This window comes from Sphingomonas sp. CFBP9019, from assembly GCF_034045155.1.
In the GTDB taxonomy this organism is placed as follows: Bacteria; Pseudomonadota; Alphaproteobacteria; order Sphingomonadales; family Sphingomonadaceae; genus Sphingomonas; species Sphingomonas aerolata.
This window is the reverse complement of record NZ_JAXCWK010000002.1, coordinates 370,073-394,890: the sequence shown is the minus strand read 5'-3', so window position 1 is coordinate 394,890 and position 24,818 is coordinate 370,073. Positions and strand designations below refer to the sequence as shown.

Genomic DNA, 24,818 nt, shown 5'->3' with positions numbered 1-24,818 from the left:
GAGCCGAGTTTTGCGACACGAGTGCTTACCTTTGTTGCTGAGTACCCGCCGGCCCGTCAGGCTAGCTTGGTCCCGTATCCACTGGCCTCGTCGGGCGCAACGGCATTCGGGTCGCAGCCGGGCGCTATCTCGGATAGCGATATCACGGCCGGGTCGCGCGTGGTGCGCACAAGACAATCGGGGCGTGTGGACGGCCACACGCCCCGCGAAATGTTACCAGATATGGACGCGGTCGCCGGGCGCCAGATACAGCGCGTCACCGGGTTTGACCCCGAACGCCGTATACCAGGCATCGACATTACGGACGATCCCGTTGACGCGGTAGAAGGGCGGCGAGTGCGGATCGGTGAGCAGCCGCGCGCGCGCTGCGCCCTCACGCAGCTTTGCCTGCCACGCTTGCGCATAAGCAAGGAAGAATCGCTGGTCGCCGGTCAGCCCACCGATCACGGGCGCCTTGCCATGCTCCGCCTGGTATTTCTGATAGGCGGCATAGGCCGTCTCGACCCCACCCAGATCGCCGATATTCTCGCCCAGCGTCAACGCACCCTTCACGCGGACACCCGGGATCGGTTCATAGGCGTCAAACTGCTTCGACAGCGCGGCGGTGCGCTGCGTGAAGGCGGTGCGGGCGGCCGGCGTCCACCAGTTCTCGAACTTGCCCGTCGCGCTGAACTGGCTGCCCTGGTCGTCGAAACCATGCCCCATCTCATGCCCGATGATCGCGCCGATCGCGCCGTAATTGACCGCCGCGTCCGCCTTGGGATCAAAATAGGGTGGCTGCAGGATCGCCGCGGGGAAGGTGATCTGGTTGTTGAGCGGATCGTAATAGGCGTTCACCGTCTGCGGCGTCATGCCCCACAGCGTACGATCGACGGGCTTGCCGAGCCGCGAGAGGTCGAGCTGATGCTGGAATTCGCCCGCACGCATCGCATTGCCGACCGGATCGCCCCGGACGACGTTGAGCGATGAATAGTCGATATATTTGACCGGATGGCCGATCCGCGGATCGAACGCGGCGAGCTTGGCCAGCGCCTGGGTCTTGGTCGCGCCATCCATCCAGCTGTTCGCGGTGATCCGCTCCTTGTACGCCGCGCGCAGATTGGCGATCAACTCGCCCATCTTCGCTTCGCTCTCGGGCGGGTAATGCCGCTTCACATAGACTTCGCCGACGGCTTCACCCATCGTGCCGTTGACCAGCGCGATGCCGCGCTTCCACCGCGCGCGTTGCTCCGGCTGATCGGCCAGCGTCTTGCCGTAGAAATCGAACGTCGCCTGATCGAACGCCTTGGGCAGCGCACCGGCGCTTGCGGAGGCGAGGCGAAACTTCATCCAGTCCTGCCACGTCGACACGGGCGTCGCGGCAAAGATCTTGCCAAGCTCGGTCAGCGCGGTCGAGTTGGTCATGTAGACAACCGGGAATTGCGCATAGCCCGCGGTCGACAGCAACAGCGGCCAGTCGAAATCGGGCGCCAGCGCCTTGCGGCCCGCCGCATCCATCGGCTTCAGCATCGCCTGCAGGTCGCGCGACTGGACCGGCGACCACTGGACCTTGGCCATCGCGGTTTCGAGCGCGACGATCCGGTCCGCCCTGGCCGACGCATCCGCCACGCCGGACAGCGTCAGCATCTTCTCGACATAGGCGCGATACGCCGTGCGGAAGGTGTCGTACTTGGCGCCCTGCTCGAGATAATAATCCCGGCCGCCCATGCCGAGCGACCCCTGCCCTGCGGCCACCGCGTAGCGCTTCGGATCGGCGGGATCGGGCAGCTGACCGACCTCGACCGGCGACGCATAGCCGACCGTCGAGAACAAGGTCTGGAGCTTCTGCTTGTCGGTCGCGGCGTCGATCTTCGCGAAATAGGGCTTGAGCGGTGCGGCGCCGGCGCGCTCGATCGCGGCCTCGTCCATGAAGCTCGCATAGAGATCGCCGAACTGCTTGGCCCCGGCGCCGACCGCGGCGGGGTCGCGCGCGGCATCGTCGAGGATCGCGCGGACCTGCTGCTCGGCCTGATCCGCCAGGATCACGCTGCCGCCCGCGGACGTGCGATCCGGCGCAATGGTGGTGCGCTTGTCCCAGGCGCCATTGGCGTGCGTCCAGAAATCGTCACCAGGCTTCACGGCCTTGTCGGCAGCGGTCAGGTCGATCCCGAAGCTGCCATAGCGTGCGCCGGCCGGTGTGCCGGTCTGGGCCAGACCAGGTGCGGACAGGGCAAGCAGCGCCACCCCCAGCGACAGACGCGAAATACGATTGAACGGCATCATAGCTCCTCCAGAAAACCGGGGTTGGATCCCCGAAATGATATGAACGGTACGCATGCGTCAGGCGGGCGTACGCTGCATCAACCGGGCCAGTGCGGCGAGGTTGGGCTTCTGCCCCGCATTGAGCAGGCTGGCGCGAAATACGCGCGCGAGCAAGACGAACTCGATGCCGATGAACACCGCCAGCAGCGCGCCGCTGCCGACGATCTCCATGGTCGAAACCCCGCTGCCGAGCCGCGCCAGCATCGTGAACGGCGTGTAGATCGGGATCCAGGTCAGTATTTTGATCGCGGTCGCGCCGCTGTTCGACAGGACGCCTTGCGCGACGACCGTGAACGGCATCGCGATGACCAGCAGCACGGGCGTCAGATAGCTCTGCGCATCACGCATCGAATCGCTCATCGCGCCGATCGCCAGCAGGATCATCGACACCATCAGATAGCCTGCGAGGAAGAAATACAGCATCACCAGGATGATCCAGGGCGAGGCGAGCGGCGCGAGTGCGACGTGCAGGAACGCGCCCACCGCCCCTTGCGTCGCCACCGCGGCACCGGTCGCGCAAAGCCCCCAGACCAGGACCATCGTCAGCCCGACCGCGACCGTCCCCGCGAGCTTGCCATAGAGCAGCTCGTCGGGGCTGATGCAGGCGAGCACCGTCTCGATCAGCTTGTTCGACCGCTCCTCGACCAGCCCCTGCAGGATCCAGTTGCCCGACAACAGCAGCGACATCAGCAGGATATAGGCGCTGAGCAACGGCACCACCGATCGCACCAGCATCCGTTCGCGCCCGCCCCCAGGCGCCGGGGTCGAGACCGCGATCGCCGGGACCAGACTGGTCGCGGTGCGCGCCTGATCGCGCGCGAACCCGGTCGACTCGAGATAGGCGGTACGCAGGTCCTGCGTGAGCACGGTCTGCAACGGCTGGACGAAATTCGCGCCAGGCTGCTCGCTCGACCAGAGCCGCACATCGGCGGTCTGCACGCCGAAGCCGCGCGGGATATAGACTGCATAGTCGAGCGGCTTGGCCGTCTTGTTGCCGAATTCGCCCGGCTGGAGCAGCGGCTTCAGCTGCGCATCGAGCGCGCCGGGCGCCGCGCGCGCAATTGCAGGCGGCGTTGGCAGGACCACGAAATCGGCCTCGGGCGCGTCGAACTTCGGCGTTTCCGAGGTCGTCGCCGGCCGCATCGCCGCCAGCGCGGCAGGCAGGCCGCCGGCCTTCACGAACGTCGCGACGTCGGCATCACCGAACAACCGGTCATGCTGCGCCCACAGCGCGCCCGGATCGGCGCGGTCGAGCCCGTAGCGCTGTGCGTAGCGCGACAGTGCGGTCAGGACCCGCCGCTGGTGATCGGTATCGAGCCGTGCGCGGATCGCCGCCGCGGCACGGCCATCGGCATCGATCAGCATGACGCGCTGGGTCTTTTCGGACTGGGTCAGACGGCTCGCGATCGGCCCGACCGCCAGCGCCAGCGGCAGGATCAGCAGCGTCAGCCAGAAGCTGCGCATGCCCGTGATCTGTCGGAACTCGCGCATCGCGACGAGAAGGATATTGTGGGTCATGCTGCATGCTCCGCCATAGCCGGGTCGGCAGGCCCGGCTGGAGGGGTGCCGACAAGATGGAGAAAGACGTCGTGCAGGCTGACGCGGTGCTGGTCGAACCGCCGCAGCGTCACGCCTTGCTCGGTCAGGCATTGCAGCACGTCGGCAGGATCGATCCCCTCGGCCAGCGTCACGTCATAGTCGCGCCAGCCCTGTGCGTCGGCCGCGCCGGGCTCCGCGCGCTCGACGCCGGGACACCGCATCGGCGTATCGCGCGCGACGATCGTCAGGCGGGCCGGCAACCTCCCGCGGGCCTCTGCCTGCGTACCCTCGAACACCTTGCGCCCTTGCGACAGCAGCAACAGCCGGTCGCACAGCCGCTCGGCATGCTGCATCACATGCGTCGAGAACACCACGGTCGCCCCGCCCCTCGCGGCCTCCAGGATCTCATGTTCCAGCAGCCCCTGGTTCACCGGGTCGAGGCCGGAAAAGGGTTCGTCGAGCAGCAGCAGTTTCGGGCCGTTGACCAGCGTCGCAGCGAGCTGGACCTTCTGCGCCATACCCTTGGACAGCTTGTCGATCTGCATCTTGGCGGATGCCGCAAGGCCGAACCGGTCGAGCAGCGCATGGCCCTTCGCGCGCGCCGCGGCCGCCGACATGCCCTTCAGCCGCCCGAAATAGGTGACGGTGTCGATCGCGGTCATCCCGCGGTACAGCCCGCGCTCCTCGGGCATGAAGCCCAGATCGGCGGCATTCTCGCGCCCGGGCGGACAGCCGAGTACCGAGATCCGTCCCGCCGTCGGCCGCACGATGTCGAGCACCATCCGCAGCGACGTCGTCTTGCCCGCGCCATTCCCGCCGAGAAAGCCGAAGATCTCCCCCGGCCGTACCGCAAAACTCAGCGCGTCAACCGCGGTCCGCTCGCCGAACCGTTTCGTCACCCCGTCCAGAACCAGTGCGTCCATCGGACCATCCCCCCCGTTTAAATTCCGTCTTCGCCCCGTTCATCCTCGTCGACGACCCGCAGCAGGTCGCCCGGCTGGCAGTCGAGCACGCGGCAGATCGCCTCCAGCGTCGTGAAGCGGATCGCCTTGGCCTTCCCCGTCTTCAGGATCGACAGATTGGCGAGCGTGATGCCGACCGCCTCCGACAACTCGGTCAGCGTCATCCGCCGCGCATGCAGCATGGCGTCCAGGCTGACCGCGACCGGCATCAGACCGTCATCGCCAGGTCGTCGCGCATCCGCGCGCCGATCCGGAAGACGCGCGCAAGCACGAAGATCATCACGACCGCGATCCACCCGCCCAGCGACGGCGTCCATGAGGTCACGTCGAGCTTGAGCAGCGAGATCCAGCGGACCACGCCGCCAAAGGCGAGATCGAGGCATTGCAGCGCCAGCAGCGCCCAGCCAATCCGCGCGAGCCGCGTGGCATTGTCGTCGACGAACGGATCCCCCGCCTCGACCGTCGCGACGATGCGGAGCAGATTCGAGAAGATCGGATGCAGCGCGACGCCGCCGGCAATGCCGACGAACAGCATCATGCGGATCGCCAGCACCGCTTGGTCCAGATCGAGCATCCCGCCGTATTTATGCGTCAGCCGCGCGCTCAGCATGCCCTGCATCGGCCAGGACAGCAGCAACGCCAGCGCGAACACCGCGGCGCAGACGATATTAAGGACGAGCATCAGCCGAAGCAGCCCCGTCGCCCCCCAAAGAACCCGATCCCTCCTCATCGCCGCCCCCGCCTGCATATTGCAAAACGATATGGGGCCTATCGATAAACGGCAAGTCGATTCATTGGTCCATTTTGGTCGGGACGCTTATCCCCTCGTGGCGACGGCAAAACGGCGCACGATCGGTCTGATCGCGCGCCGCATCGTAAACGGTGCCGCCACCGGCCGCGCCGAAGCGCGGGTGACGTCACGCGGTCGGGCTCAGTAGTGGATCGAGCGGCCGTAGGCGCCGAGCACGCTCTCGTGCATCATCTCGCTGAGCGTCGGGTGCGCGAACACGGTTTCCATCAGCTCGGCCTCGGTCGTCTCGAGCTGGCGTGCGACGACATAGCCCTGGATCAGCTCGGTGACTTCCGCGCCGACCATGTGCGCGCCGAGCAGCTCGCCGGTCTTCGCGTCGAACACCGTTTTCACGAAACCCTCGGCCTCGCCGAGCGCGATCGCCTTGCCGTTGCCGATGAACGGGAATTTGCCGACCTTTAACTCATAGCCGGCTTCCTTGGCCTTCGCCTCGGTCATGCCGACGCTCGCGACCTGCGGGCGCGAATAGGTGCAGCCGGGGATGTTGGCCTTGTCCATCTGGTGCGGCGAACCGCCGGCGATCTTCTCGACCGCGATAATGCCCTCATGGCTAGCCTTGTGCGCGAGCCACGGCGCGCCGGTGACGTCGCCGATCGCCCAGATGCCGTCGACATTGGTGCGGCCATAGCCGTCGGTCTTGATGTGCCCGCGGTCGGTCTCGACGCCGAGCGCTTCCAGCCCGATATTCTCGGTGTTGGGGACGATGCCGATCGCGACGATCGCGTGGCTGAACGTCTCCTCGACGACCTTGCCGTCCTTGTGTTTGATCTTCGCGGTGACGCCGCCGCCCGATGGCGCGAGGCCTTCGAGGCCGGTGCCGGTCAGGAGCTTTATCCCCTGCTTGGTCAGCGCCTTGTTCATGAACGCGGAGACCTCCTCGTCCTCGACCGGCAGGATCCGCGGGAGCATCTCGACGATCGTCACGTCGGCGCCCATGTCGTTGTAGAAGCTGGCGAACTCGACACCAATCGCGCCCGATCCGATGACCAGCAGCTTGGTTGGCATCTCGGTTGGCACCATCGCGTGGCGATAGGTCCAGATCGTCTTCCCGTCGGCCTTCGCGAACGGCAGGTCGCGCGCACGGGCGCCGGTGGCGACGATGATGTTCTTGGCTGCGAGCTCGACGGTCTTGTCGCCCTGCTTGACGCTCAGCTTACCCTTTGCGGTCACGGTGCCGACGCCTTCGACGACGGTCACCTTGTTCTTCTTCATCAGGCCCTTCACGCCCGCATTCAGCTGGCCCGCGACCTTGCGGCTGCGGTCGACGACCTTGGCGAGGTCGAAGCCGACATTGTCCGCCTTCAGGCCATAGCTCTCGGCATTCTGCATATAGTGATAGATTTCCGACGTGCGCAGCAGCGCCTTGGTCGGGATGCAGCCCCAGTTGAGGCAGATGCCGCCCAGGCGCTCGCGCTCGACGATCGCGACCTTGAGGCCGAGCTGGCTCGCGCGGATTGCCGCGACATAGCCGCCGGGGCCCGAACCAAGGATGACCAGATCATAGGTGTCAGCCACGTGGAGAGTCCTTCAAGTGAATCAGTTGGAAGCGGGCGGCACGGGCCGCGGTTTGCGGTCGTCGCCGACCGCGACGAAGATGAAGCGCGCCTGTGTCACCTTGCAGCTATCGTTGCTGTGCCGCGCGCGGCGCCATGCCTCGACCTCGATCGTCATCGACGTGCGGCCGACCGCGATCAGCTCGGCATAGACCGACACCTCGTCGCCGACGACGACGGGCATGTGGAATTTCATGGCGTCCGCCGCAATGGTCACCGCACGCCCGCCGCTGCGGCGCGAGGCGACCGAACCGGCGGCCAGATCCATCTGCCCCATCAGCCATCCGCCGAAGATGTCGCCGTAAGGGTTGGCATCCGCAGGCATCGCGGTGACGCGGATCGTCGGCGCCTTGTCGGGGGGCAGGTCGGTCACGCGTGGCTCCTGCTGCTCTGTCGGTCGAGGATGCGGGCCTGCCGCAGCGGCCCGATTCCCATGATCACGGTCACGACCATCGCCGCCGCCCCGCACCACCAGATCACGTCCTGCCCGAGCGGATAGGACCAGGCCGCCGCCCAGGTGATCGCGACCGCGACGCCGAGCCCGACGAGGATATGCAGGATCTCGATGAGCGTCCTGGTCATGACGAAACAGCACCGCCCACCACATCCGTTCGCCCTGAGCGAAGTCGAAGGGCACGCGCAGGGGGTGCTTCGACTTCGCTCAGCACGAACGGCGTGGGGGAGGCGGAGTCCATGTCTTTCGAATTACGCCAGCATGCCCAGCGGGTTCTCGACCAGATGCTTGAACGCCTTCATGAACTGCGCACCGTCCGCGCCGTCGATCGCGCGGTGGTCGAAGCTACCGGTCGCCGACATCACGGTCGCCACGGTGAGCTCGTCGCCGATCACGTACGGACGCTTCTCGCCTGCACCGATCGCGAGGATCATCGCCTGGGGCGGGTTGATGACCGCGTCGAACTGCGTGATGCCGAACATGCCCATGTTGCTGATCGAGGCGGTGCCGCCCTGATATTCCTCGGGCTTCAGCTTGCCGTCGCGTGCGCGGGCGGCGAGGTCCTTCATCTGCGTCGAGATCGACGACAGCGAGGCGGTGTCCGCACCGACGATGATCGGCGTGATCAGACCCGACGGCGTGCTGACCGCAACCGAGATGTCGGCGCGCTGGAAGCTGATCAGCTGGTCGGGCGTGAACATCACGTTGCAGGTCGGGACCTGCATCAGCGCGACGGCCTGCGCCTTGATCAGCAGATCGTTGACCGACAGCTTCACGCCGCGCGCTTCGAGGCTCTTGTTCAGCTCGCCGCGCAGCTTGAGCAGCGCGTCGAGACGCACGTCCACGGTCAGGTAGATGTGCGGAACGGTCTGCTTCGATTCGGTCAGGCGGCGCGCGATCGTCTTGCGCACGTTGCTGAGCTTGGTCGACTCGTGCGGGATATCCGGCACGACCGCGGGCTTGGCTGCGGGTGCTGGCGCGGCAGCGGAGGCGGCCGGTGCGGCGGCTTCGGTCGCGGCGGCAGGTGCGGCCCCGGGCTTCGCGCTGTCGACATCAGCCTTGACGATGCGACCCTTCGGCCCCGAACCCGACACCGAACCAAGGTCGATCCCCTTGTCGGCGGCGAGGCGGCGGGCGAGCGGGCTCGCCTTCACACGATCACCGCTGGCGGGCTTCGAATCGGGCTTGGACTCGGATGCGGCGCCCGCATCGGCGGGACGACCATGATCCTCGGCCGACGTCTCGGTCCGGGCGACGGGCTTGGCCTCGCTGCCGGTGTCGTTGGGATCCTTGGGATCGGGCTTGGCCTCCGATTCCTTGGCCGCGGGGACGGGCGTCTCGCTCTTGGTCGGCGCGGACACCGAGGACGCATCCTCGCCTTCCTCGGCCAGGATCGCGATGACGGTGCCGACCTTCACATTGTCGGTCGCCTCGGCCACCAGGATCTTGGCGATCACGCCTTCGTCGACCGCTTCGAATTCCATCGTCGCTTTGTCGGTCTCGATCTCGGCCATGATGTCGCCGGACTTCACCGTATCGCCTTCCTTCACCAGCCATTTGGCGAGGGTGCCCTCCTCCATGGTCGGCGACAGGGCAGGCATTTTGATCTCGATCGACATGGAGGTCCCCAGGGCGTTACGTAACGGCATGCCTACTCGCGCCCCCGCCCGTCCGGGTCAACCCCGCGAAGCCGCCTTCCCCTTGCGCGAACCGCATCTGCACGGCACCTAAGCCCGATAAACAGGGGAATATGATGCGTGTCTATCTGGTGGTCATCGACGAGTCGCCCGAGGCCGGTATCGCGTTGCGCTTCGCGGCGCGACGCGCGGTGAAGACCGGCGGCGGCGTCGAGATCCTCACGCTGATTCCGCCGCAGGAATTCATCGCGTTCGGCGGTGTCCAGGCGACGATCGAGGAGGAGGCGCGGCTCCACGCCGAGGGCCTCGTCGCGGCTGCGGCGGGCACGCTGATTGAGGAATCGGATCTGCGCCCGTCGATCACCGTGCGCGAGGGCGAAGGCCCCAAGATCATCCGCGAGATGATCGCTGCCAACCCCAATATTGCCGCGCTGGTGCTCGGCGCCGCGGCGAGCGGTGCGCCGGGTGCGCTGATCGCGCATTTTTCCGGCACCGATGCGGGTGCGCTGCCCGTGCCGGTCATGATCATCCCGGGGTCGCTGACCAGCGAGGCGATCGACCGGCTCAGCTGACGGCGGCGGGAGATGACGGCGGCAAAGGGCTAAACCAAGCGAATCCAACACTCCCCGCTTGAGCTCCCCGGCCGAAGCCGCCACGGTGACGCCGATGCCGATCCTCGCCCTCCCGCTGCTCGCCGCAGCCGCCGCCGCGCTTCCCGCGCCCTCCGCCACCCGCCTCAAGGCCGATGTGACCGCGATGGTCGGGTTCGGCACGCGCCACACCGCATCGACCACCACCGATCCGAAGCGCGGCATCGGCGCCGCACGCAGCTGGGCTGCGGCGCGCTTCGCCGAGATCGGCCGCGCCTGTGGCGGCTGCGTCACGGTCGAGCGGATCGGCCGCACCGTGTCGGGTCCGCGCGCACCGACCGGCGTCTATGTCGAGGACGTGCTGGGCATCCAGAAGGGGCGCGACCCGAATCGCGTCGTGATCGTCGGCGCGCATATCGACAGCCGTGTGACCGACGTCATGAACGTGACGAGCGACGCGCCCGGCGCGAACGACAATGCGTCGGGCGTCGCGCTGGTGCTCGAAGCCGCCCGCGCGCTGTCAAAGCGGCAGTTCGACGCGACCATCGTCTATGCGGTCTTTTCGGGTGAGGAACAGGGGCTGTGGGGCGCCGAGCTGCTCGCCGACACCGCCAAGGCGCGCGGCTGGACCGTCACCGCGATGCTCAACAACGACATTGTCGGCAACACGATCGGCCAGGGCGGCGTCCGCATGGCGTCGAGCGTCCGCGTCTTTTCCGAAGGCATTCGCGCATCCGAAGACCTTGCCGCGCAGATCGGTCGTCGCGCCGAGGGTGGCGAGGACGATGGCCCCAGCCGCGCGCTCGCCAAGACGATCGACGGCGTCGCGGGCACGATTCCCGGCGGGCTCGACGTGATGCTCGACCGTCGCCCCGACCGGTTCGGCCGCGGCGGCGATCACGAACCCTTTCTGAAGCTCGGCTATCCCGCGGTGCGCTTCTCGGTCGCGGCGGAGAATTGGGATCGCCAGCACCAGGACCTGCGCACCGAAAACGGCGTCGACTATGGCGACACGATCGCCGGGATGGACTTCCCCTATCTGGCCAAGGTGACCGCGATCAACATCGCCACGCTCGCCCGCCTCGCCGCCGCGCCCGCGGCACCGGGTGACGTATCGATCGCCGGTGCCCTGTCGCGCGACACCCAGGTCAAATGGGCCGCGGTTCCGGGTGCGGCAGGCTACCGCGTCCGCTGGCGGCGCAACGACACGCAGGACTGGAAGGACGTGCGCGACGTCACCGGCACCGAGACGCTGCTCGCCCAGACCCCCGTCGACGACCATTTCGTCGGCGTGTCCGCACTCGGCGCGGATGGCAGCGAGAGCGTCGTCAGCTTCGCGGGCCGCGAACGCCGCCGCTGAGCGCTAGCGCGCCGACCCCAGGGTGCCGCCCCGCGTCCGGCCCGGTCCACGACGCGGGGTCGTCCGCCGGTAGGTCACGGGTTCGGTGATATATTCGGTCGTCGTCGTGGTCGTCGTGACCGGCACCGACTGGACGGTGACCGTCGTCGTCCCGTCGCCGGCATAGGCTGTGCCGCCGGGATAGCCGCCGCCGGTGGTCGTCACGGTGGTCATCCCGTCGGGCGACACCCATGTCCCGCCACGCTGCTGCACGGGCGGCAATGGCTGGTCGCGATAGGCGGCCCCCGCAAAGTCCGGCGCCGCTTCGACGCGGGTCGTCACATAGGTCCGCCGCGTTACCGGCCGCGGCTGGCGGCGGGCATAGACCCGGTCGTCCGCCCGCCCGTCGAAGCTTTGCACGTCATAGCGCGGGGCGGCATCGCCTCCATTCGCGCCGTCCCATTCGACCCCGGTACGCGTATCGAAGATCGATCCCCGCGCATCGATCAGCACCGCGTCGTCGAAATAGCGCGTCCAGCGATAGCCCGGCGGCGGCGGTGCCAACCCATAGTCGCGCCAGTCGACGATCCCGAACCGGGGCGCGATCCAATAGGCCGGCAGCGCCCAACCCCGGTACGGCCGACGATAACCGCTCCAGCCGCCCGGCGCGTTCGCCCCGGCCGACCAGCCACCATCGACGCTGCTGCCCCGGCGCGCGTCGCTGGACGCGGCGGGCTCCGGGTTTACGCTGACCGCGCTGCGGGCAGGAACGGAATAGGTCGCACCGGGCCGCGATGCCCCGTCCGGACGCCGCTGCGCCTCGGCCGTCGTGCCCGCCACCGCCATGATCAGTGCGAGACCGACGATCACCTTCATGCGCATGACATCTTCTCCCCTGACGCACGACACGCTCCAGGGCCGCGTCCTATGCTGACGCAGTGCGTACCAAAGCCGCCCCAGCGCGGCCAGCCGCAACCCGGTCCCGATTCGGAGCAGGCGTCAGGTCCGGGGGTCAGCCGATCCGTGACGCCAGCAACGCGACCAGCGCCTCGCACCCGGCCGCATCCTCGGCATCGAACCGTGCCGGCTCGGGGCTGTCGAGATCGAGCACGCCGATCAACCGGCCGTCGCTGACGACCGGCACGACGAGCTCGGACCGGCTCGCCGCGTCGCAGGCGATATGCCCGGGAAACGCATGGACGTCCTCGACCAGCTGCGTCGTCCGCTCCGCCGCCGCAGTGCCGCACACGCCCTTGCCCATCGCGATCCGGATACAGGCGACCTTGCCCTGGAACGGCCCCAGGACCAGCTCGCCCTCGACCGCACGATAGAAGCCCGCCCAGTTGAGATCGGGTAGATATTCCCAGACCAGCGCGGCCGCATTCGCCATGTTCGCGATCGGATCGCGCTCGTCCACGGTCAGCGCGTCGAGCGCCGCGAGCAGGTCGCGGTACAGATCGGCCTTCGAACCGCCGGAAATATCGAACTGGTACATCGTCGCCTCTTGTCTGCAGTTAGTCTTCGCGAACCCGCCCGCGCCCGGCCTTGACCGAACTGCGGACCTTCTTCGTATCCACCCGCCGTGCCTTGGCGGCCCTGGACGGCTTGGTCTTGACCCGGTGCGCGTCGCGGTGCTGCGCCTGCGCGATCAGTTCGAGCACGCGGTCGCGCGCATCGGCGCGATTGGCCTCCTGCGTGCGAAACCGACGCGCTGTGATGACAAGCACCCCCGCCGCGGTCATCCGGCTGCCCGCGACCAGCTTCAGCCGGCGATAGGTTTCGGGGTGCAGGCCCAGCGCGAATATGTCGACGCGCAACTGGCACGCGGTCGCCACCTTGTTGACGTTCTGCCCGCCCGGCCCCGAGGCCGCGAGGAACTTCTCCTCGATCGCCCCCTCAAGCAGGGAGGCGTCGATCACGTCAGCCATTATCGGGTTCGGGACGCGGATCCGGCGCGGACGCGTCCTGCGGGGACGGCGTCGCCTCGACGCCCGGTTCCTCGCCGAAGCCCGCGGTCGCGAACCGTTCTGGCAGCGGCGCGATACCGACGACATCGGCCTTGCCCGGCCGCGGCACGACCAGCCGCTGCGCGTGGAGCATCATCCCCAGGCGATCCTTCTGGCCATAGACCGGATCCCCGACGACCGCTGCGCCGAGGCCCAGCGCGGCATGGACACGGATCTGATGCGTCCGCCCGGTCTGGGGGATGAATTCGACCAGCGAACGTCCGTCGCGGGTTGCGAGCACCCGCCAGCCGGTCCGCGCCGCCTTGCCCTTGGCGTCCTCGACCATCCGCCAGCCTTCTTCGGCGCTGCTGATCTTGCCGAGCGGCATGTCGATCGTCCCGGTCTCTTCGGCGGGGACGCCGTCGAGCACCGCGAGATAGCGCTTCGAGACCAGGCCCTGCTCGAACGCCTGCTGCAACCGCGCATGCGCCTTGGGATTGCGCGACAGCAACAGGCAGCCGCTCGTGTCGCGATCGAGACGGTGCACCGGCATCGGCCAGCGCTGGAATCCGAATTTGAGACTTTCGAGATGATTCTCGAGGCTCAGCGAGCCGTCACGAGGAGGATCGACCGGCAGCCCAGCGGGCTTGTCGATGATCAGGGCCTCGCCGTCGAGGAAAAGTACGCGTTCACCATGCATGTGCCGCCCTTGCCAGCATCTGCGCCCGCATGCCAGAGCCCGCACGATGTTGCGTAGCCCCCTAATTCTTTCATTGCTGCTGATCCCGGCCGCCGCCAATGCGCAACTCTGTGCCGGACAGAGCGCGGCGATCGCCGCCGATGGTCGCGCGTTCGGGCATCTGCCTTACGGCGACGCCGCCCCGTCCGAACTGGTCGCCGCTCCGTCCGACTTCGGCGTCCGCCAGACCTGCGTGGTCCGCCGCGACATGCTGCCCGACCTTCTCCGCCTGCTCGCTGCGGCCAAATCGGACCCGGCGGTGATGGGGGAATTACGCGGCCTGTCGTGCCAGCGTTCGATCGCGCAGCAGCGCAGCGTGTTCTGCCGCGAGTCGGGGACATCGGCGGCCGAGCGGGCAATCTCGGTCGCGCCGCCGGGCTATAGCGAACATTCGACCGGCTATGTCGTCGACTTCGCCATCCGGCCCGCCAATGGCTGTCGCGATGCCGAGGCATGCATGGCGGCGACACCCGCCGCGCGCTGGCTGCGCGCGAACGCGACGCGGTTCGGATTCGAACAATCCTTCCCCGGCGGGAACAAGCAGAACGTCAAATGGGAGCCCTGGCACTGGCGCTGGGTCGGCGCGACCACCGCTGCACCCGGCGCGGCAAAGGCGCGGTTCGTGTTCGCCAGGGCGCGGCGGCTCTATCCCGCCGACCCGGCGATCCTGCCGCCCGCGCCCCCGCCCGTCGTCGCACCCGCGGTGCCGGCCGCGCCCGTCCCGGCGCTTCCGTCCGAAAAGGGCAAACGCCGCAAGCGCTGACCCCCCCGGTCGCCCGGAGGGATCGTTCGCTCTTACTTCAGCTTCGCGGCCGTCTCGGCGATCCGCTTGCCCTGGTAGCGTGCACCGTCGAGTTCGACGCTGCTCGGCATCCGGCTGCCATCGCCATCGGAAATCGTCGTCGCGCCGTAGGGCGAGCCGCCCTTGACCGCGTCGACGCCCATCTGCCCCTGGAAGCCATAGTCCAGACCGACGATCGTCATGCCGTGATGGAGCAGGTTGGTCAGGATCGAGAACAGCGTCGTCTCCTGCCCGCCATGCTGGCTCGCGGTCGAGGTGAACGCACCGCCGACCTTGCCGACCAGCGCGCCGGAGAACCACAGGCCGCCGGTCGTATCCCAGAAGGACGCCATCTGCGCGGGCATCCGCCCGAACCGGGTCGGCGCACCGACGATGATCGCGTCATAGTCCTTCAGTGCATCGGGGCCCTCGATCTCGGCATGCGCGCTGTCGGTCTTGAAATGCGCCGACTCGACGACCGCCTGCGGTGCGGTCTCGGCGACCCGGCGGATGTCGACTTCCGCGCCGCCCGCGCGCGCGCCTTCGGCGACGGCATCCGCCATCTGCTCGATATGGCCGTAGGACGAATAATAGAGAACCAGAACCTTGGTCATGTCAGTCTCCTCAAAGGCAGACCATCCCGGCACAGGCCGGAATGGTCATAGGATCATCGGTAAGATTACTCGGAGTCCACCAGAACGATCTCGGCCTCGTCGAGTGCCGTGATCCGCACCGTCCGGCCGCCCGAAAGTGCCGCACCGTCGCGTGTGTTGATGGTCTCGTCGTCGATCGTGATCGCGCCGGTCGCGGGGACAAGATAGGCGTGACGCCCCTCGCCCACAGCATAGTCGACGCTGTCGCCCGCCTTCAGCGTCGCGGCCAGCACCCGGGCGTTCGCCCGGATCGGCAGCGCGTCGCCGTCATCGGCAAAGCCGCTTGCCAGCGTCACGAACTGCCCCGAGCGCTCGCCCTTGGGGAACGGCTTTGCACCCCAGCTCGGCGAACCACCCTTGCGGCTGGGCTCGATCCAGATCTGGAAGATCGTCGTCGTCTCGGGCTCCAGATTATATTCGGCATGGCGCACGCCCGAACCGGCACTCATCACCTGGACGTCGCCAGCCTCGGTGCGGCCCTTGTTGCCGAGCGAGTCCTGATGCGTGATCGCACCGCTGCGGACATAGGTGATGATCTCCATGTCCTGATGCGGATGCGGCGGAAAGCCCGAATTGGCGGCGATCTGATCGTCGTTCCAGACGCGGATCGCGCCCCAGCCCATCCGGGCGGGGTCATAATAGCTCGCGAACGAGAAATGATGCCGCGCATTCAGCCAGCCATGATCGGCATGGCCCAGGCTGTCGAAGGGGCGGCGGTCTACGGTGTTGAGAGTCGTGGTCGTCATGAGAGGTCTCCACTTGTTGCCACCAAGATAGACACTCGCATCGCACCGTAAATAGAAACGCTGGAAACCGATCGTTTCGATTGCTAGCAAACGTGACCGCTGCGGAGAGTGAATGATGCGCCTTCCCGACCTCGAAGCCTGGGCGATCTTTGCCAGCGTCGTCGAACATCGCTCGTTCAGCGCCGCCGCCGACGCGATCGGACTGAGCAAGGCGACCGTATCGAAGGCGATCACGCGGCTCGAGGCGCATCTCGGCCAGTCGCTGTTTCATCGCACCTCGCGCCGGCTCGCGCTGACCGAGGCGGGCAAGCCGCTTGCCGAGCACGCCGCGCGGATCCTGGGCGAAGCGCGGCTTGCGGAAGAGTCGGCGAACGATGCCGCAAGCGCGCCGACGGGGCGCGTACGGCTGGCGGCGCCGATGAGCTTCGGCATCACCAATGTCGCGCCGCTGCTGGCCGAGTTTCTGGCCGCGCATCCCGGCATCGAGATCGACCTGCATCTGTCTGACGCGCGAGTCGACATCGTCGCGGAAGGGTTCGACGTGGCGTTGCGGATCGCCGAGCTGCCCGACAGTTCGCTGCGCGCGCGACGGCTGTGCAGCATCCAGGCGCACACCGTCGCCGCGCCTGCCTATCTGGCGGCGCACGGAACGCCGACGCATCCCGCGCAGCTCGGCGAACACCGCCTGATTGGCTATTCGAACGTCGTCGGGCCCTGGCGGTTTCAGCGCCCCGGCGAAAGCGACGTTTCGGTGCGGTTGCAGGGTCAGCTCACCGCCAATAGCGGCGAGGCGGTCGTCCCGGCGCTCGTCGCCGGTCTCGGCATCGCGCGGCTGCCCCATTTCATCATCGAGGCGCAGCTCGCGTCCGGTGCGCTGGTAACGCTGCTCGACGACTGGGCGCCCGCACCGATCGGCCTCCACCTGCTGACCCCGCCCAGCCCGCTCCGCCCGGCCCGGGTCGAGGCGCTCATCGCGTTCCTCGGCGCACGGCTTCGCGACCCCGGCTGAACCGCGCTGGCTGGACCCCGACGGAACCCCTACGGAACAATGCTCGCCGCCAGGCTATTGCTGTGAGTCACCACGGAAGGATGTCGATGCTCCCCTACCAGACCGCGCCCCGGGCCCACCGCGCATGACCGGCGCGATCCATCCCGCCCCGCCGACCACGCTCGTCATCTTCGGTGCGATGGGCGACCTGACCCGCCGATTGCTGATGCCCGCGCTGACCAACATGACCCGGCTGGGCATGATCGGTGACGATTTTTCGGTCCTCGGGATCGGTATCGAACCCGGCGACGACGACACGCTGCGCACCGCGCTCGCCACCTTTCGCGCCAGCGCTACCACGGCGCATGCCTCGCCCGAGCAGGAGGCCGCCTGGGACCGGTTGCAGGCGCGCGTCCAGTATATGCAAGGCGATTTCACACAGGACGACGTCTATGCACGGCTGAGAGACCGGCTATCGGGCAACGCCGCCTTCTATCTCGCCGTGCCCGCGCGATTCTTCGGCGACATCGTCGATCGGCTCGCGGCCAACGGGCTGACGCATGAAAGCAAATCCGCGTTTCGCCGGATCGCGATCGAGAAGCCGTTCGGCCACGACCTCGCTTCCGCGCAGGCGCTGAACGCGCGCATCCTGTCGCACGTCGCCGAGACACAGATCTACCGGATCGACCATTTCCTCGGCAAGGAAACCGTCCAGAACATCATGACCGCGCGCTTTGCGAACATGATGATCGAACGGGTCTGGAATGCCGACTGTATCGCGCATGTCCAGATCACCGCCGCCGAGACTGTCGACGTCGGCACGCGCGGTGCGTTCTACGACGCGACGGGCGCATTGCGCGACATGGTCCCTAACCATCTGTTCCAGTTGCTGGCGATGGTCGCGATGGAGCCCCCTGCGAGTTTCGACGCGGAGGCCATCCGCAACGAAAAGGGCAAGGTGCTGAAAGCCGTTCGGGCTTATTCGCCCGCCAAGGCACGTCGCAACGGCGTCCGCGGCGCCTATGGTGCGGGGACGATCGGCGAGCGCGCCGTCCCCGCCTTCACGGCATCGCCCGACATTGTCCCCGACAGCACCACCGAGACCTATGTCGCGCTGAAGCTGATGGTCGACACGTGGCGCTGGGCGGGCGTGCCCTTCTACCTTCGCACCGGCAAGGCAATGGAGATACGCGATACCGAGGTCGTGATCACCTTCAAGCCCGTGCCGTTCGCACAGTTTCACGCGACCGCCGCCGAGAAGCTGCCGCCCAACCGCCTGATCATCCAGATCCAGCCCGATGAGGGGCTCAGCATGGATATCAATATCAAGCGCCCCGGGCTCGAGGTCGACACCGCGCCGATCGCGCTCGATTTCCGCTACGCCGACTCGTTCGATATCGGCGCGATGACCGGGTATGAGTCGCTGATCCACGATCTGTTCGCTGGCGACCAGACGCTGTTCCAGCGCGCCGACGCGATCGAGGCGGGATGGGCCGCGGTCCAGCCGTTTCTCGACGCATGGGCAAGCGAAGGCGCACCCGACACTTACGCCGCGGGTACGACAGGACCGGCGGCGGCAGACGAACTGCTCGCGCGCGACGGGTTTGCTTGGCACACGCTCGACCCGGCGAAGACGTGAGCCCGCGCCGCGACTCGGTTGCCGGGCTCTGATCACGGAGTTTTGGTCGGTTCCGTACCAAGAGTTCGTATAACGCTCTCATTTAAGACGGAATTAACCTTTTGCTTTCAGATGTTCTTTGGTTAATGAATCAACGGCGGATCGCTTAGCAGGGGCTGGCGTTTTCGCTAAACGGGGGACAACCCATGCGCGTGCTGCTGATCGAGGATGAGCCTACCACCGCCAAGGCCATTGAGCTTATGCTCACGACCGAGGGCTTCAACGTGTACATCACCGATCTGGGCGAAGAGGGCCTCGATCTTGGCAAGCTGTATGATTACGACATCATCCTGCTCGATCTGAACTTGCCCGACATGCACGGCTATGATGTCCTGAAGCGTCTTCGTGTTGCGCGTGTTGCGACGCCGGTGTTGATCCTGTCGGGCGTCAACGAAATGGACTCCAAGGTTCGCAGCTTCGGGTTCGGCGCGGACGATTACGTCACCAAGCCGTTCCACCGCGAGGAACTCGTCGCGCGGATCCATGCCGTTGTGCGCCGCTCGAAGGGCCATTCGCAGTCGGTCATCCGCACTGGCAAGCTCGCCGTGAACCTCGATGCCAAGACGGTCGAGGTCGATGGCAGCCGCGTTCACCTGACCGGCAAGGAATATGCGATGCTCGAGCTGCTCTCGCTGCGCAAGGGCACCACGCTGACCAAGGAAATGTTCCTCAACCACCTCTATGGCGGGATGGACGAACCTGAACTCAAGATCATCGACGTCTTCATCTGCAAGCTGCGGAAGAAGCTCAGCCTGGCGTGCGATGGCGAAAACTACATCGAGACCGTCTGGGGCCGCGGCTATGTCCTGCGCGAACCCGATGAGATGGTCGAAGCGCAAGTCGCCTGATCTGCTCGGCTGCGCGACCCAAAGTCCAAGGTCGCGCCGCTTCACTCCACAGGTTTAGGCTTGCAACCTTGCCTGATGGTGTCAGTTTAGTCTTCATCGGAGGTGTTCCATGAAAACTATCCTGCTCGCGGTCGGACTGATTGCCTGTTCTGCGGCCGCTTCTGCGCAACTTGGCGTCCCTGGCCCTAGCGGCTTGATAGGTACCAGCGCGCCGTTTCCCGGAAATCCCGGCTGGACGCCGCGCACGAACATTTCGCCCCCGTCGATCACGCCGACGATGCAACGCGAGCGCGAGGCGCGGTTGCGGCTCGTCCTGGCGACCTTCCCCGACCTGCCGACCACTCTCGCAGCGGCACCGCCCCGCCAGCGGGCTGCGCTCTACGCGAAGGCCGAACACAAGGCGGTCTGGGCGCGGATCAACGCGCGCGCATCGAAGGACGCCAGCGGCGACCTTTGAGGCTACCGGCCGGCTATTTCCGAACCCAGACCTTCTCGCCCCCGACCCAGGTCTCGGCAACCTTAATCGCACGCAGTTCGGTCGGTGAAGCGATCATCGGATCGCGGTCGACGACGATGAAGTCCGCGCGCTGCCCGGCGGCGAGCGCGCCGAACTTCGTCTCGGCAAACCCTGCATAGGCGGCGGCACCGGTCATCGCCCACCACGCCTGTTCGCGCGAGATAAGTTCCTGCGGCTGCCACCCGCCCTGCGGCTGGCCGTTGGCATCCTGCCGGGTGAACGCCGCGGCCCAGGTGGCGAACGGATCGGGCTTCTCGACCGGGAAATCGGTACCAAAGGCAAGCTTCGATCCGTTCGCCAGCATCGACTTCCAGGCATAGGCGCCGGTCAGCCGACTCGGCCCGAGCCGCGCCTCCGCCATCGTCCGGTCGCTGGTCTGGTGCGTCGGCTGCATCGACGCGATCGTGCCGAACTTGCCGAAGCGCGGCAGGTCGGTGGGATCGACGATCTGCGCATGCTCGACACGCCAGCGCCGGTCGCCCTTGTAGGTCTCGCTCTCGACCTGGATCGCGTCGAGCACCTGCTGGTCCGCACGGTCGCCGATCGCATGCACCGCGACCTGAAACCCGTCCATCGCCGCGCGGCTCATCTGGTTCTGGAGCTGCGCATCGGTCAGGAAGCCCAGCCCGGTCTGCCCCGGCGCATCGGCATAAGGCTTCAGCAGCCAGGCGCCACGCGATCCGAGTGCGCCATCGGCATAGAGCTTCACCCCGCCCATCCGCAGATGGTCGTCATACAGCCACGGCGTCGGCCCCTTGCCGCCGATCCGCCCCGCGGTCTCGACGCCCAGCGCATAGCTCATGATCCGGACGCGCAACCCGCCGATATCCGCCATCCGGCGATAGGTCAGCCAGTCGTCGAGCGTGGTGCCCATGTCGGCGACCGCGGTGACGCCGTACCCCAGCAGGATCCGCTGGGCGGTCAGGAAGGCCGCATCGCGCTCCTTGGGCAAAGGCTGCGGCACGACCTTCTCGACCAGCGATTGCGCGGCATCGACGAACACGCCCGACGGCGCGCCGCCGCTCTTTTCTATGCGCCCCCCCGCCGGGGCGACCGTGGCGCCGGTGATTCCCGCCTCGCGCATCGCGACACTGTTCGCCCAGCCGGCATGGCCGTCCGCGCGCGACAGCCAGATCGGATGGCCGCCCGACACCGAATCGAGATCCGCAGCGGTCGGAAACCGCCCCAGCCCCCAGGCTTCCTGGTTCCAGCCGCGGCCGAGCACCCATTTGCGATCGGGATTGGCCGCGACATAGGCGGCGATCCGCGACTTTGCGTCGTCGAGCGAGGTCGCTGCCGACAGGTCGAGCGACAGCGCGCCGAAGCCGAGCTCGATCACATGGCCATGCGCATCGACGAAGCCGGGCAGCACGGTCTTGCCGCCCATGTCGGTACGCCAGTCATAGAGCGGCTTGCCCGCGTTCTTCTTCAATTCCTTGCGGCTGAGCTTGGGGGGCTCCTCCCCCGGCGGCACCAGCCGGGTGACGCGGCCGTCCTTGTCGACCAGGATCGCCTTGAACCGGACGATCTTGCCGCCCTCGGTGATGGTCAGGCCGTTGACGTTGTCGACGATCCCGTCGGCCAGCGCCGGGGTGGCGAACAGCGACAGGGCGGCACTTGCGAACAGGACAGGCTTCACTTCGGCAATCTCCGCACCAACGCACTCGTATCCTGCCGCGCGCCGCCCATGGCCTGCACATCGGCATAGAATTGATCGACCAGCGCCGCGACCGGCAGGACCGCGCCGTTGCGCCGCGCCTCGTCGAGCGCGAGCCCCAGATCCTTGCGCATCCAGTCGACCGCAAAGCCGAAGTCGAAGTCTTCCTTCGCCATCGTCGGCCAGCGATTGACCATCTGCCAGCTCTGCGCCGCGCCGCCCGAAATTGCCTCGAACACCTTGTCGAGGTCGAGCCCGGCATTCTGCGCGAAGCGGATTGATTCGGACACGCCCTGGATCACCCCGGCGATCGCGATCTGGTTGCACATCTTGGTCGTCTGGCCCGCGCCCGCGTCACCGACATGGACGATCCGCGCAGCATAGGCCTGCATATACGGCTCGGCCTTCGCCATGGCGTCGGCGGAACCGCCGCACATGATCGACAATTTGCCGTTCTCGGCACCCGCCTGCCCGCCCGACACCGGCGCATCGACGACGAGCGCGCGCGCCTCCGCCAGCCGCCGCGCGATCGCGGCGGAGACGGTCGTATGGTCGACGAACACCGCATCGTCGCGCATCGCCGCGAACGCGCCGTCCTCACCCAATGTTACCGCGGCAAGATCATCGTCATTGCCGACACAGGTGAACACCGCATCCGCATCGCGCGCCGCCAAAGCAGGCGTGTCCGCGACCGTTCCACCGTATTTATCGGCCCATGCCAAAGCCTTGGCCTGGGAGCGGTTATAAACGGTGACGTCGTGCCCTGCCGCGGCGAGATGCCCCGCCATCGGCGCGCCCATCACGCCAGTCCCGATGAATGCCAGTTTTGCCATGGATCAAGCGCATAAGCGGTGTTTCCCCTGCGCGCCAGATGGTCTAGCGCAACGCCTATGGCTACCCTCGCTGCCGTAGCGGCACCCACCCTTCCCGTGTCCATCGACGACGTCCGCGCCGCGCATGACCGGATCCGCGCCTCGATCGTCCGCACGCCGACGCTGATCAGCCGCACGCTGAGCCAGATGACCGGCGCGACCGTCTATCTGAAGTTCGAGAATCTTCAGTTCACCGCGGCCTACAAGGAACGCGGCGCGCTCAACACGCTGTTGCAGCTGTCGCCCGAAGCGTGCGCAAAGGGCGTGATCGCCGCGTCGGCGGGCAATCACGCACAGGGTCTCGCCTATCACGCCAACCGGCTCGGCATCCCCGCGACGATCGTGATGCCGACCAACACCCCGACCGTGAAGGTCACGCAGACCGAAGGGCACGGCGCCAAGGTCGTGCTGTACGGCGACACCTTCGATGCCGCTTATGCGCATGCCCGCATCCTCGAGGGCGAATGCGGCTTCACCTTCGTCCATCCGTTCGACGACGCCCGGGTCATCGCCGGCCAGGGCACGACCGCGATCGAGATGCTCGAGGACGTGCCCGAGATCGACATGATGGTCGTCCCGATCGGCGGCGGCGGTCTGATCTCGGGCGTCGCGACCGTGACGCGGGCGAACGTGGCGCAGGGCGGTCATGCGATCGAGGTCGTCGGCGTCGAGGCCGAGCTGTTCCCGTCGATGTACAACCGCATCAACGGGACGACGATGCCCTGCGCCGGAGACACGCTGGCCGAGGGGATCGCGGTCAAGGAGCCCGGCGGCATCACCTCCAAGATGGTCGCCGAACTCGTCGACGACATCGTCCTGGTCAGCGAGCGCAGCCTGGAGATGGCGGTCAGCCTGCTGCTCCAGATCGAGAAGACGGTCGTCGAGGGTGCCGGTGCCGCCGGCCTCGCCGCGCTGCTCCAGCATCCCGAGCGCTTCAAGGGGCGGACCGTCGGGATCATCCTGTGCGGCGGCAATATCGACACGCGATTGCTCGCCAACGTCCTGCTGCGTGATCTCGCACGCTCGGGCCGGCTCGCACGGCTGCGCATCCGCCTGCAGGACCAGCCCGGCGCGCTGTACAACGTCGCCCGGATCTTCGATCAGGAGCGGGTGAACATCATCGAGGTGTATCATCAGCGCGTCTTTACGACGCTGCCGGCAAAGGGGCTGATCACAGATATCGAATGCGAGGCCCGCGATCGCGCGCATCTCGATCGGCTGGTCACCGCGCTGAAGGCGGCGGGCTATGAGACGAGCACGGTCGAACTGGCCTGATCCCCGGCCAACGCCGCCCGGCGCCGACGGGAATTTCTTTTACCACCGCGGGCCGCCCCACTTTCCAGCGGCCCGCACAGGAATCATATACCGCCCGCGCCTTGAGAGCGCATGGAAGCCGAGAGAGGGGCACTTCGCGATGACTGCGCCTTTTCGGTTTCCCCGGTTCTTCGTGACCAGCCCCGGCCCCTGCCCCTATCTGCCCGATCGGGAGGAGCGGAAGGTGTTCACCGAACTGAACGGGCCGCATGCGGTCGAACTCAACGACGCGCTGAGCCGGATCGGGTTTCGACGGAGCCAGGGCGTCGCCTATCGGCCGAGTTGCACCGGCTGCAGCGCCTGTGTGTCGGTCCGTGTCGTGACGCCGGAATTCACGCCCAATGCGACGCAGCGCAAATTGCTCAAGCGCCACGGCGACATCACCGCAACCGTCTGTCGCGCATGGGCGACCGACGAACAGTTCCAGCTGTTGCGCCGCTATCTGTCGGCACGTCACCCGGACGGCGGCATGGCCGGGATGGATGAGGACGATTATGCCGACATGGTCGAGCATTCGCCCGTCGACTCGCTGATCGTCGAGTATCGCGAACCGGGCATCGGCAGTGCCCCGGGCCGGCTGGTCGGCGCCTGCCTCACCGATCGCCAGGCCGACGGACTGTCGATGATCTACAGCTTCTTCGCAGCGGACGACGCATCGCGGCCGGGCTTCGGCAACTACATCATCATCGACCACATTCTGCGCGCACGCGGTGCGGGGCTACCCTATGTCTATCTGGGCTATTGGGTGAAGGGATCGGGCCGGATGGAATACAAGATCCGGTACCGCCCGATCGAGGCGCTCGGCCCGGGCGGATGGAGCCGCCTGAGTGAGGAGGACCTGTTGGCGGCCGCCCCCGGGCAGGGCCCCGGGCAGCGCGAGGACTAGTCGCCGA

The 24,818-nt window shown here is 67.0% G+C and carries 26 protein-coding genes; 9 read left to right on the top strand and 17 right to left on the bottom strand.

Annotated elements, in window-relative coordinates:
- Nucleotides 1–213: 213 nt before the first annotated feature.
- The 9 genes from SOM18_RS05875 to SOM18_RS05835 all read right to left on the bottom strand — a co-directional run bounded on the left by SOM18_RS05875 (nucleotide 214) and on the right by SOM18_RS05835 (nucleotide 9,239).
- Nucleotides 214–2,259: a M13 family metallopeptidase gene (locus SOM18_RS05875; protein ID WP_031440640.1), complete on the bottom strand. Its 2,046-nt coding sequence runs from the start codon at nucleotides 2,257–2,259 to the stop codon at nucleotides 214–216.
- Between the two features lie 60 nt (nucleotides 2,260–2,319).
- On the bottom strand, nucleotides 2,320–3,819 hold the full coding sequence (locus SOM18_RS05870; RefSeq protein WP_052380921.1) for an ABC transporter permease: 1,500 nt from the start codon (nucleotides 3,817–3,819) through the stop codon (nucleotides 2,320–2,322).
- Nucleotides 3,816–4,763 carry an ABC transporter ATP-binding protein gene (locus SOM18_RS05865; RefSeq protein WP_042467059.1) on the bottom strand — a complete coding sequence of 316 codons (948 nt, stop codon included), beginning with the start codon at nucleotides 4,761–4,763 and terminating at the stop codon, nucleotides 3,816–3,818. The genes SOM18_RS05870 and SOM18_RS05865 overlap by 4 nt, the downstream gene beginning before the upstream one ends.
- A 17-nt stretch (nucleotides 4,764–4,780) precedes the next feature.
- Nucleotides 4,781–5,011: a helix-turn-helix domain-containing protein gene (locus SOM18_RS05860; protein ID WP_031393448.1), complete on the bottom strand. Its 231-nt coding sequence runs from the start codon at nucleotides 5,009–5,011 to the stop codon at nucleotides 4,781–4,783.
- On the bottom strand, nucleotides 5,011–5,484 hold the full coding sequence (locus SOM18_RS05855) for a DUF2975 domain-containing protein (protein ID WP_320481447.1): 474 nt from the start codon (nucleotides 5,482–5,484) through the stop codon (nucleotides 5,011–5,013). Before SOM18_RS05855 ends, SOM18_RS05860 begins: the two co-directional genes overlap by 1 nt.
- A 249-nt stretch (nucleotides 5,485–5,733) precedes the next feature.
- A complete protein-coding gene (gene lpdA / locus SOM18_RS05850) occupies nucleotides 5,734–7,128 on the bottom strand; it encodes a dihydrolipoyl dehydrogenase (RefSeq protein WP_031439453.1) in 1,395 nt (464 codons plus the stop codon).
- A 21-nt stretch (nucleotides 7,129–7,149) separates the two neighbouring features.
- Nucleotides 7,150–7,491, bottom strand: coding sequence for an acyl-CoA thioesterase (locus SOM18_RS05845; protein ID WP_042466532.1), 342 nt, complete (start codon nucleotides 7,489–7,491; stop codon nucleotides 7,150–7,152).
- Between the two features lie 44 nt (nucleotides 7,492–7,535).
- Complete coding sequence (locus tag SOM18_RS05840; RefSeq protein ID WP_031439454.1) at nucleotides 7,536–7,748, bottom strand: hypothetical protein; 213 nt, start codon at nucleotides 7,746–7,748, stop codon at nucleotides 7,536–7,538.
- A 123-nt stretch (nucleotides 7,749–7,871) separates the two neighbouring features.
- Entirely contained in the window at nucleotides 7,872–9,239 is a 1,368-nt protein-coding gene (locus SOM18_RS05835; protein ID WP_031439455.1) for a pyruvate dehydrogenase complex dihydrolipoamide acetyltransferase, read from the bottom strand.
- 134 nt (nucleotides 9,240–9,373) lie between these two features.
- On the opposite strand from SOM18_RS05835, the gene SOM18_RS05830 reads away from it, so the two are divergent.
- Together SOM18_RS05830 and SOM18_RS05825 are read left to right on the top strand one after the other, a co-directional pair.
- A complete protein-coding gene (locus tag SOM18_RS05830) occupies nucleotides 9,374–9,829 on the top strand; it encodes a universal stress protein (RefSeq protein WP_031394497.1) in 456 nt (151 codons plus the stop codon).
- A 94-nt stretch (nucleotides 9,830–9,923) separates the two neighbouring features.
- Nucleotides 9,924–11,207, top strand: coding sequence for a M20/M25/M40 family metallo-hydrolase (locus SOM18_RS05825; protein ID WP_031439456.1), 1,284 nt, complete (start codon nucleotides 9,924–9,926; stop codon nucleotides 11,205–11,207).
- Nucleotides 11,208–11,210: 3 nt separating this feature from the next.
- Here SOM18_RS05825 and SOM18_RS05820 read toward each other — a convergent pair whose 3' ends face one another.
- The 4 genes from SOM18_RS05820 to SOM18_RS05805 all read right to left on the bottom strand — a co-directional run bounded on the left by SOM18_RS05820 (nucleotide 11,211) and on the right by SOM18_RS05805 (nucleotide 13,832).
- The gene (locus tag SOM18_RS05820) at nucleotides 11,211–12,068 is read right to left on the bottom strand and encodes an RcnB family protein (RefSeq protein WP_052149108.1); all 858 of its coding nucleotides are present in this window, start codon (nucleotides 12,066–12,068) and stop codon (nucleotides 11,211–11,213) included.
- A 130-nt stretch (nucleotides 12,069–12,198) separates the two neighbouring features.
- On the bottom strand, nucleotides 12,199–12,681 hold the full coding sequence (locus SOM18_RS05815; protein ID WP_031439458.1) for a GAF domain-containing protein: 483 nt from the start codon (nucleotides 12,679–12,681) through the stop codon (nucleotides 12,199–12,201).
- 19 nt (nucleotides 12,682–12,700) lie between these two features.
- Nucleotides 12,701–13,114 carry an alternative ribosome rescue aminoacyl-tRNA hydrolase ArfB gene (gene arfB, locus SOM18_RS05810; RefSeq protein ID WP_031394492.1) on the bottom strand — a complete coding sequence of 138 codons (414 nt, stop codon included), beginning with the start codon at nucleotides 13,112–13,114 and terminating at the stop codon, nucleotides 12,701–12,703.
- On the bottom strand, nucleotides 13,107–13,832 hold the full coding sequence (locus SOM18_RS05805) for an RluA family pseudouridine synthase (RefSeq protein WP_042466529.1): 726 nt from the start codon (nucleotides 13,830–13,832) through the stop codon (nucleotides 13,107–13,109). Before SOM18_RS05805 ends, arfB begins: the two co-directional genes overlap by 8 nt.
- 46 nt (nucleotides 13,833–13,878) lie before the next feature.
- Between SOM18_RS05805 and SOM18_RS05800 the strand changes: the two genes are divergently transcribed.
- Nucleotides 13,879–14,634 carry a M15 family metallopeptidase gene (locus tag SOM18_RS05800; RefSeq protein WP_052380833.1) on the top strand — a complete coding sequence of 252 codons (756 nt, stop codon included), beginning with the start codon at nucleotides 13,879–13,881 and terminating at the stop codon, nucleotides 14,632–14,634.
- A gap of 32 nt (nucleotides 14,635–14,666) precedes the next feature.
- On the opposite strand, the gene wrbA is transcribed toward SOM18_RS05800, so the two are convergent.
- Nucleotides 14,667–15,266, bottom strand: coding sequence for an NAD(P)H:quinone oxidoreductase (wrbA, locus tag SOM18_RS05795; RefSeq protein ID WP_031439461.1), 600 nt, complete (start codon nucleotides 15,264–15,266; stop codon nucleotides 14,667–14,669).
- A gap of 65 nt (nucleotides 15,267–15,331) precedes the next feature.
- On the bottom strand, nucleotides 15,332–16,051 hold the full coding sequence (locus tag SOM18_RS05790) for a pirin family protein (protein ID WP_031439462.1): 720 nt from the start codon (nucleotides 16,049–16,051) through the stop codon (nucleotides 15,332–15,334).
- A 115-nt stretch (nucleotides 16,052–16,166) separates the two neighbouring features.
- Here SOM18_RS05790 and SOM18_RS05785 point away from each other — a divergent pair, with 115 nt between their 5' ends.
- The 4 genes from SOM18_RS05785 to SOM18_RS05770 all read left to right on the top strand — a co-directional run bounded on the left by SOM18_RS05785 (nucleotide 16,167) and on the right by SOM18_RS05770 (nucleotide 20,022).
- On the top strand, nucleotides 16,167–17,060 hold the full coding sequence (locus tag SOM18_RS05785) for a LysR family transcriptional regulator (RefSeq protein WP_031396651.1): 894 nt from the start codon (nucleotides 16,167–16,169) through the stop codon (nucleotides 17,058–17,060).
- A gap of 124 nt (nucleotides 17,061–17,184) precedes the next feature.
- Nucleotides 17,185–18,678, top strand: a complete 1,494-nt coding sequence (gene zwf / locus SOM18_RS05780) for a glucose-6-phosphate dehydrogenase (RefSeq protein WP_320481446.1) — start codon at nucleotides 17,185–17,187, stop codon at nucleotides 18,676–18,678.
- Between the two features lie 185 nt (nucleotides 18,679–18,863).
- Complete coding sequence (gene ctrA, locus SOM18_RS05775) at nucleotides 18,864–19,565, top strand: response regulator transcription factor CtrA (protein WP_031396653.1); 702 nt, start codon at nucleotides 18,864–18,866, stop codon at nucleotides 19,563–19,565.
- A 109-nt stretch (nucleotides 19,566–19,674) separates the two neighbouring features.
- Nucleotides 19,675–20,022, top strand: a complete 348-nt coding sequence (locus SOM18_RS05770; protein ID WP_320481445.1) for a hypothetical protein — start codon at nucleotides 19,675–19,677, stop codon at nucleotides 20,020–20,022.
- Between the two features lie 13 nt (nucleotides 20,023–20,035).
- Here SOM18_RS05770 and SOM18_RS05765 read toward each other — a convergent pair whose 3' ends face one another.
- Together SOM18_RS05765 and SOM18_RS05760 are read right to left on the bottom strand one after the other, a co-directional pair.
- Complete coding sequence (locus SOM18_RS05765) at nucleotides 20,036–21,721, bottom strand: amidohydrolase (protein ID WP_152555374.1); 1,686 nt, start codon at nucleotides 21,719–21,721, stop codon at nucleotides 20,036–20,038.
- Entirely contained in the window at nucleotides 21,718–22,572 is an 855-nt protein-coding gene (locus tag SOM18_RS05760) for an NAD(P)-dependent oxidoreductase (RefSeq protein WP_031439465.1), read from the bottom strand. Before SOM18_RS05760 ends, SOM18_RS05765 begins: the two co-directional genes overlap by 4 nt.
- Before the next feature lie 57 nt (nucleotides 22,573–22,629).
- On the opposite strand from SOM18_RS05760, the gene SOM18_RS05755 reads away from it, so the two are divergent.
- Together SOM18_RS05755 and SOM18_RS05750 are read left to right on the top strand one after the other, a co-directional pair.
- Entirely contained in the window at nucleotides 22,630–23,886 is a 1,257-nt protein-coding gene (locus tag SOM18_RS05755; protein WP_031439466.1) for a threonine ammonia-lyase, read from the top strand.
- A 139-nt stretch (nucleotides 23,887–24,025) separates the two neighbouring features.
- Entirely contained in the window at nucleotides 24,026–24,811 is a 786-nt protein-coding gene (locus tag SOM18_RS05750) for an arginyltransferase (RefSeq protein ID WP_031439467.1), read from the top strand.
- Nucleotides 24,812–24,818 lie beyond the last annotated feature (7 nt).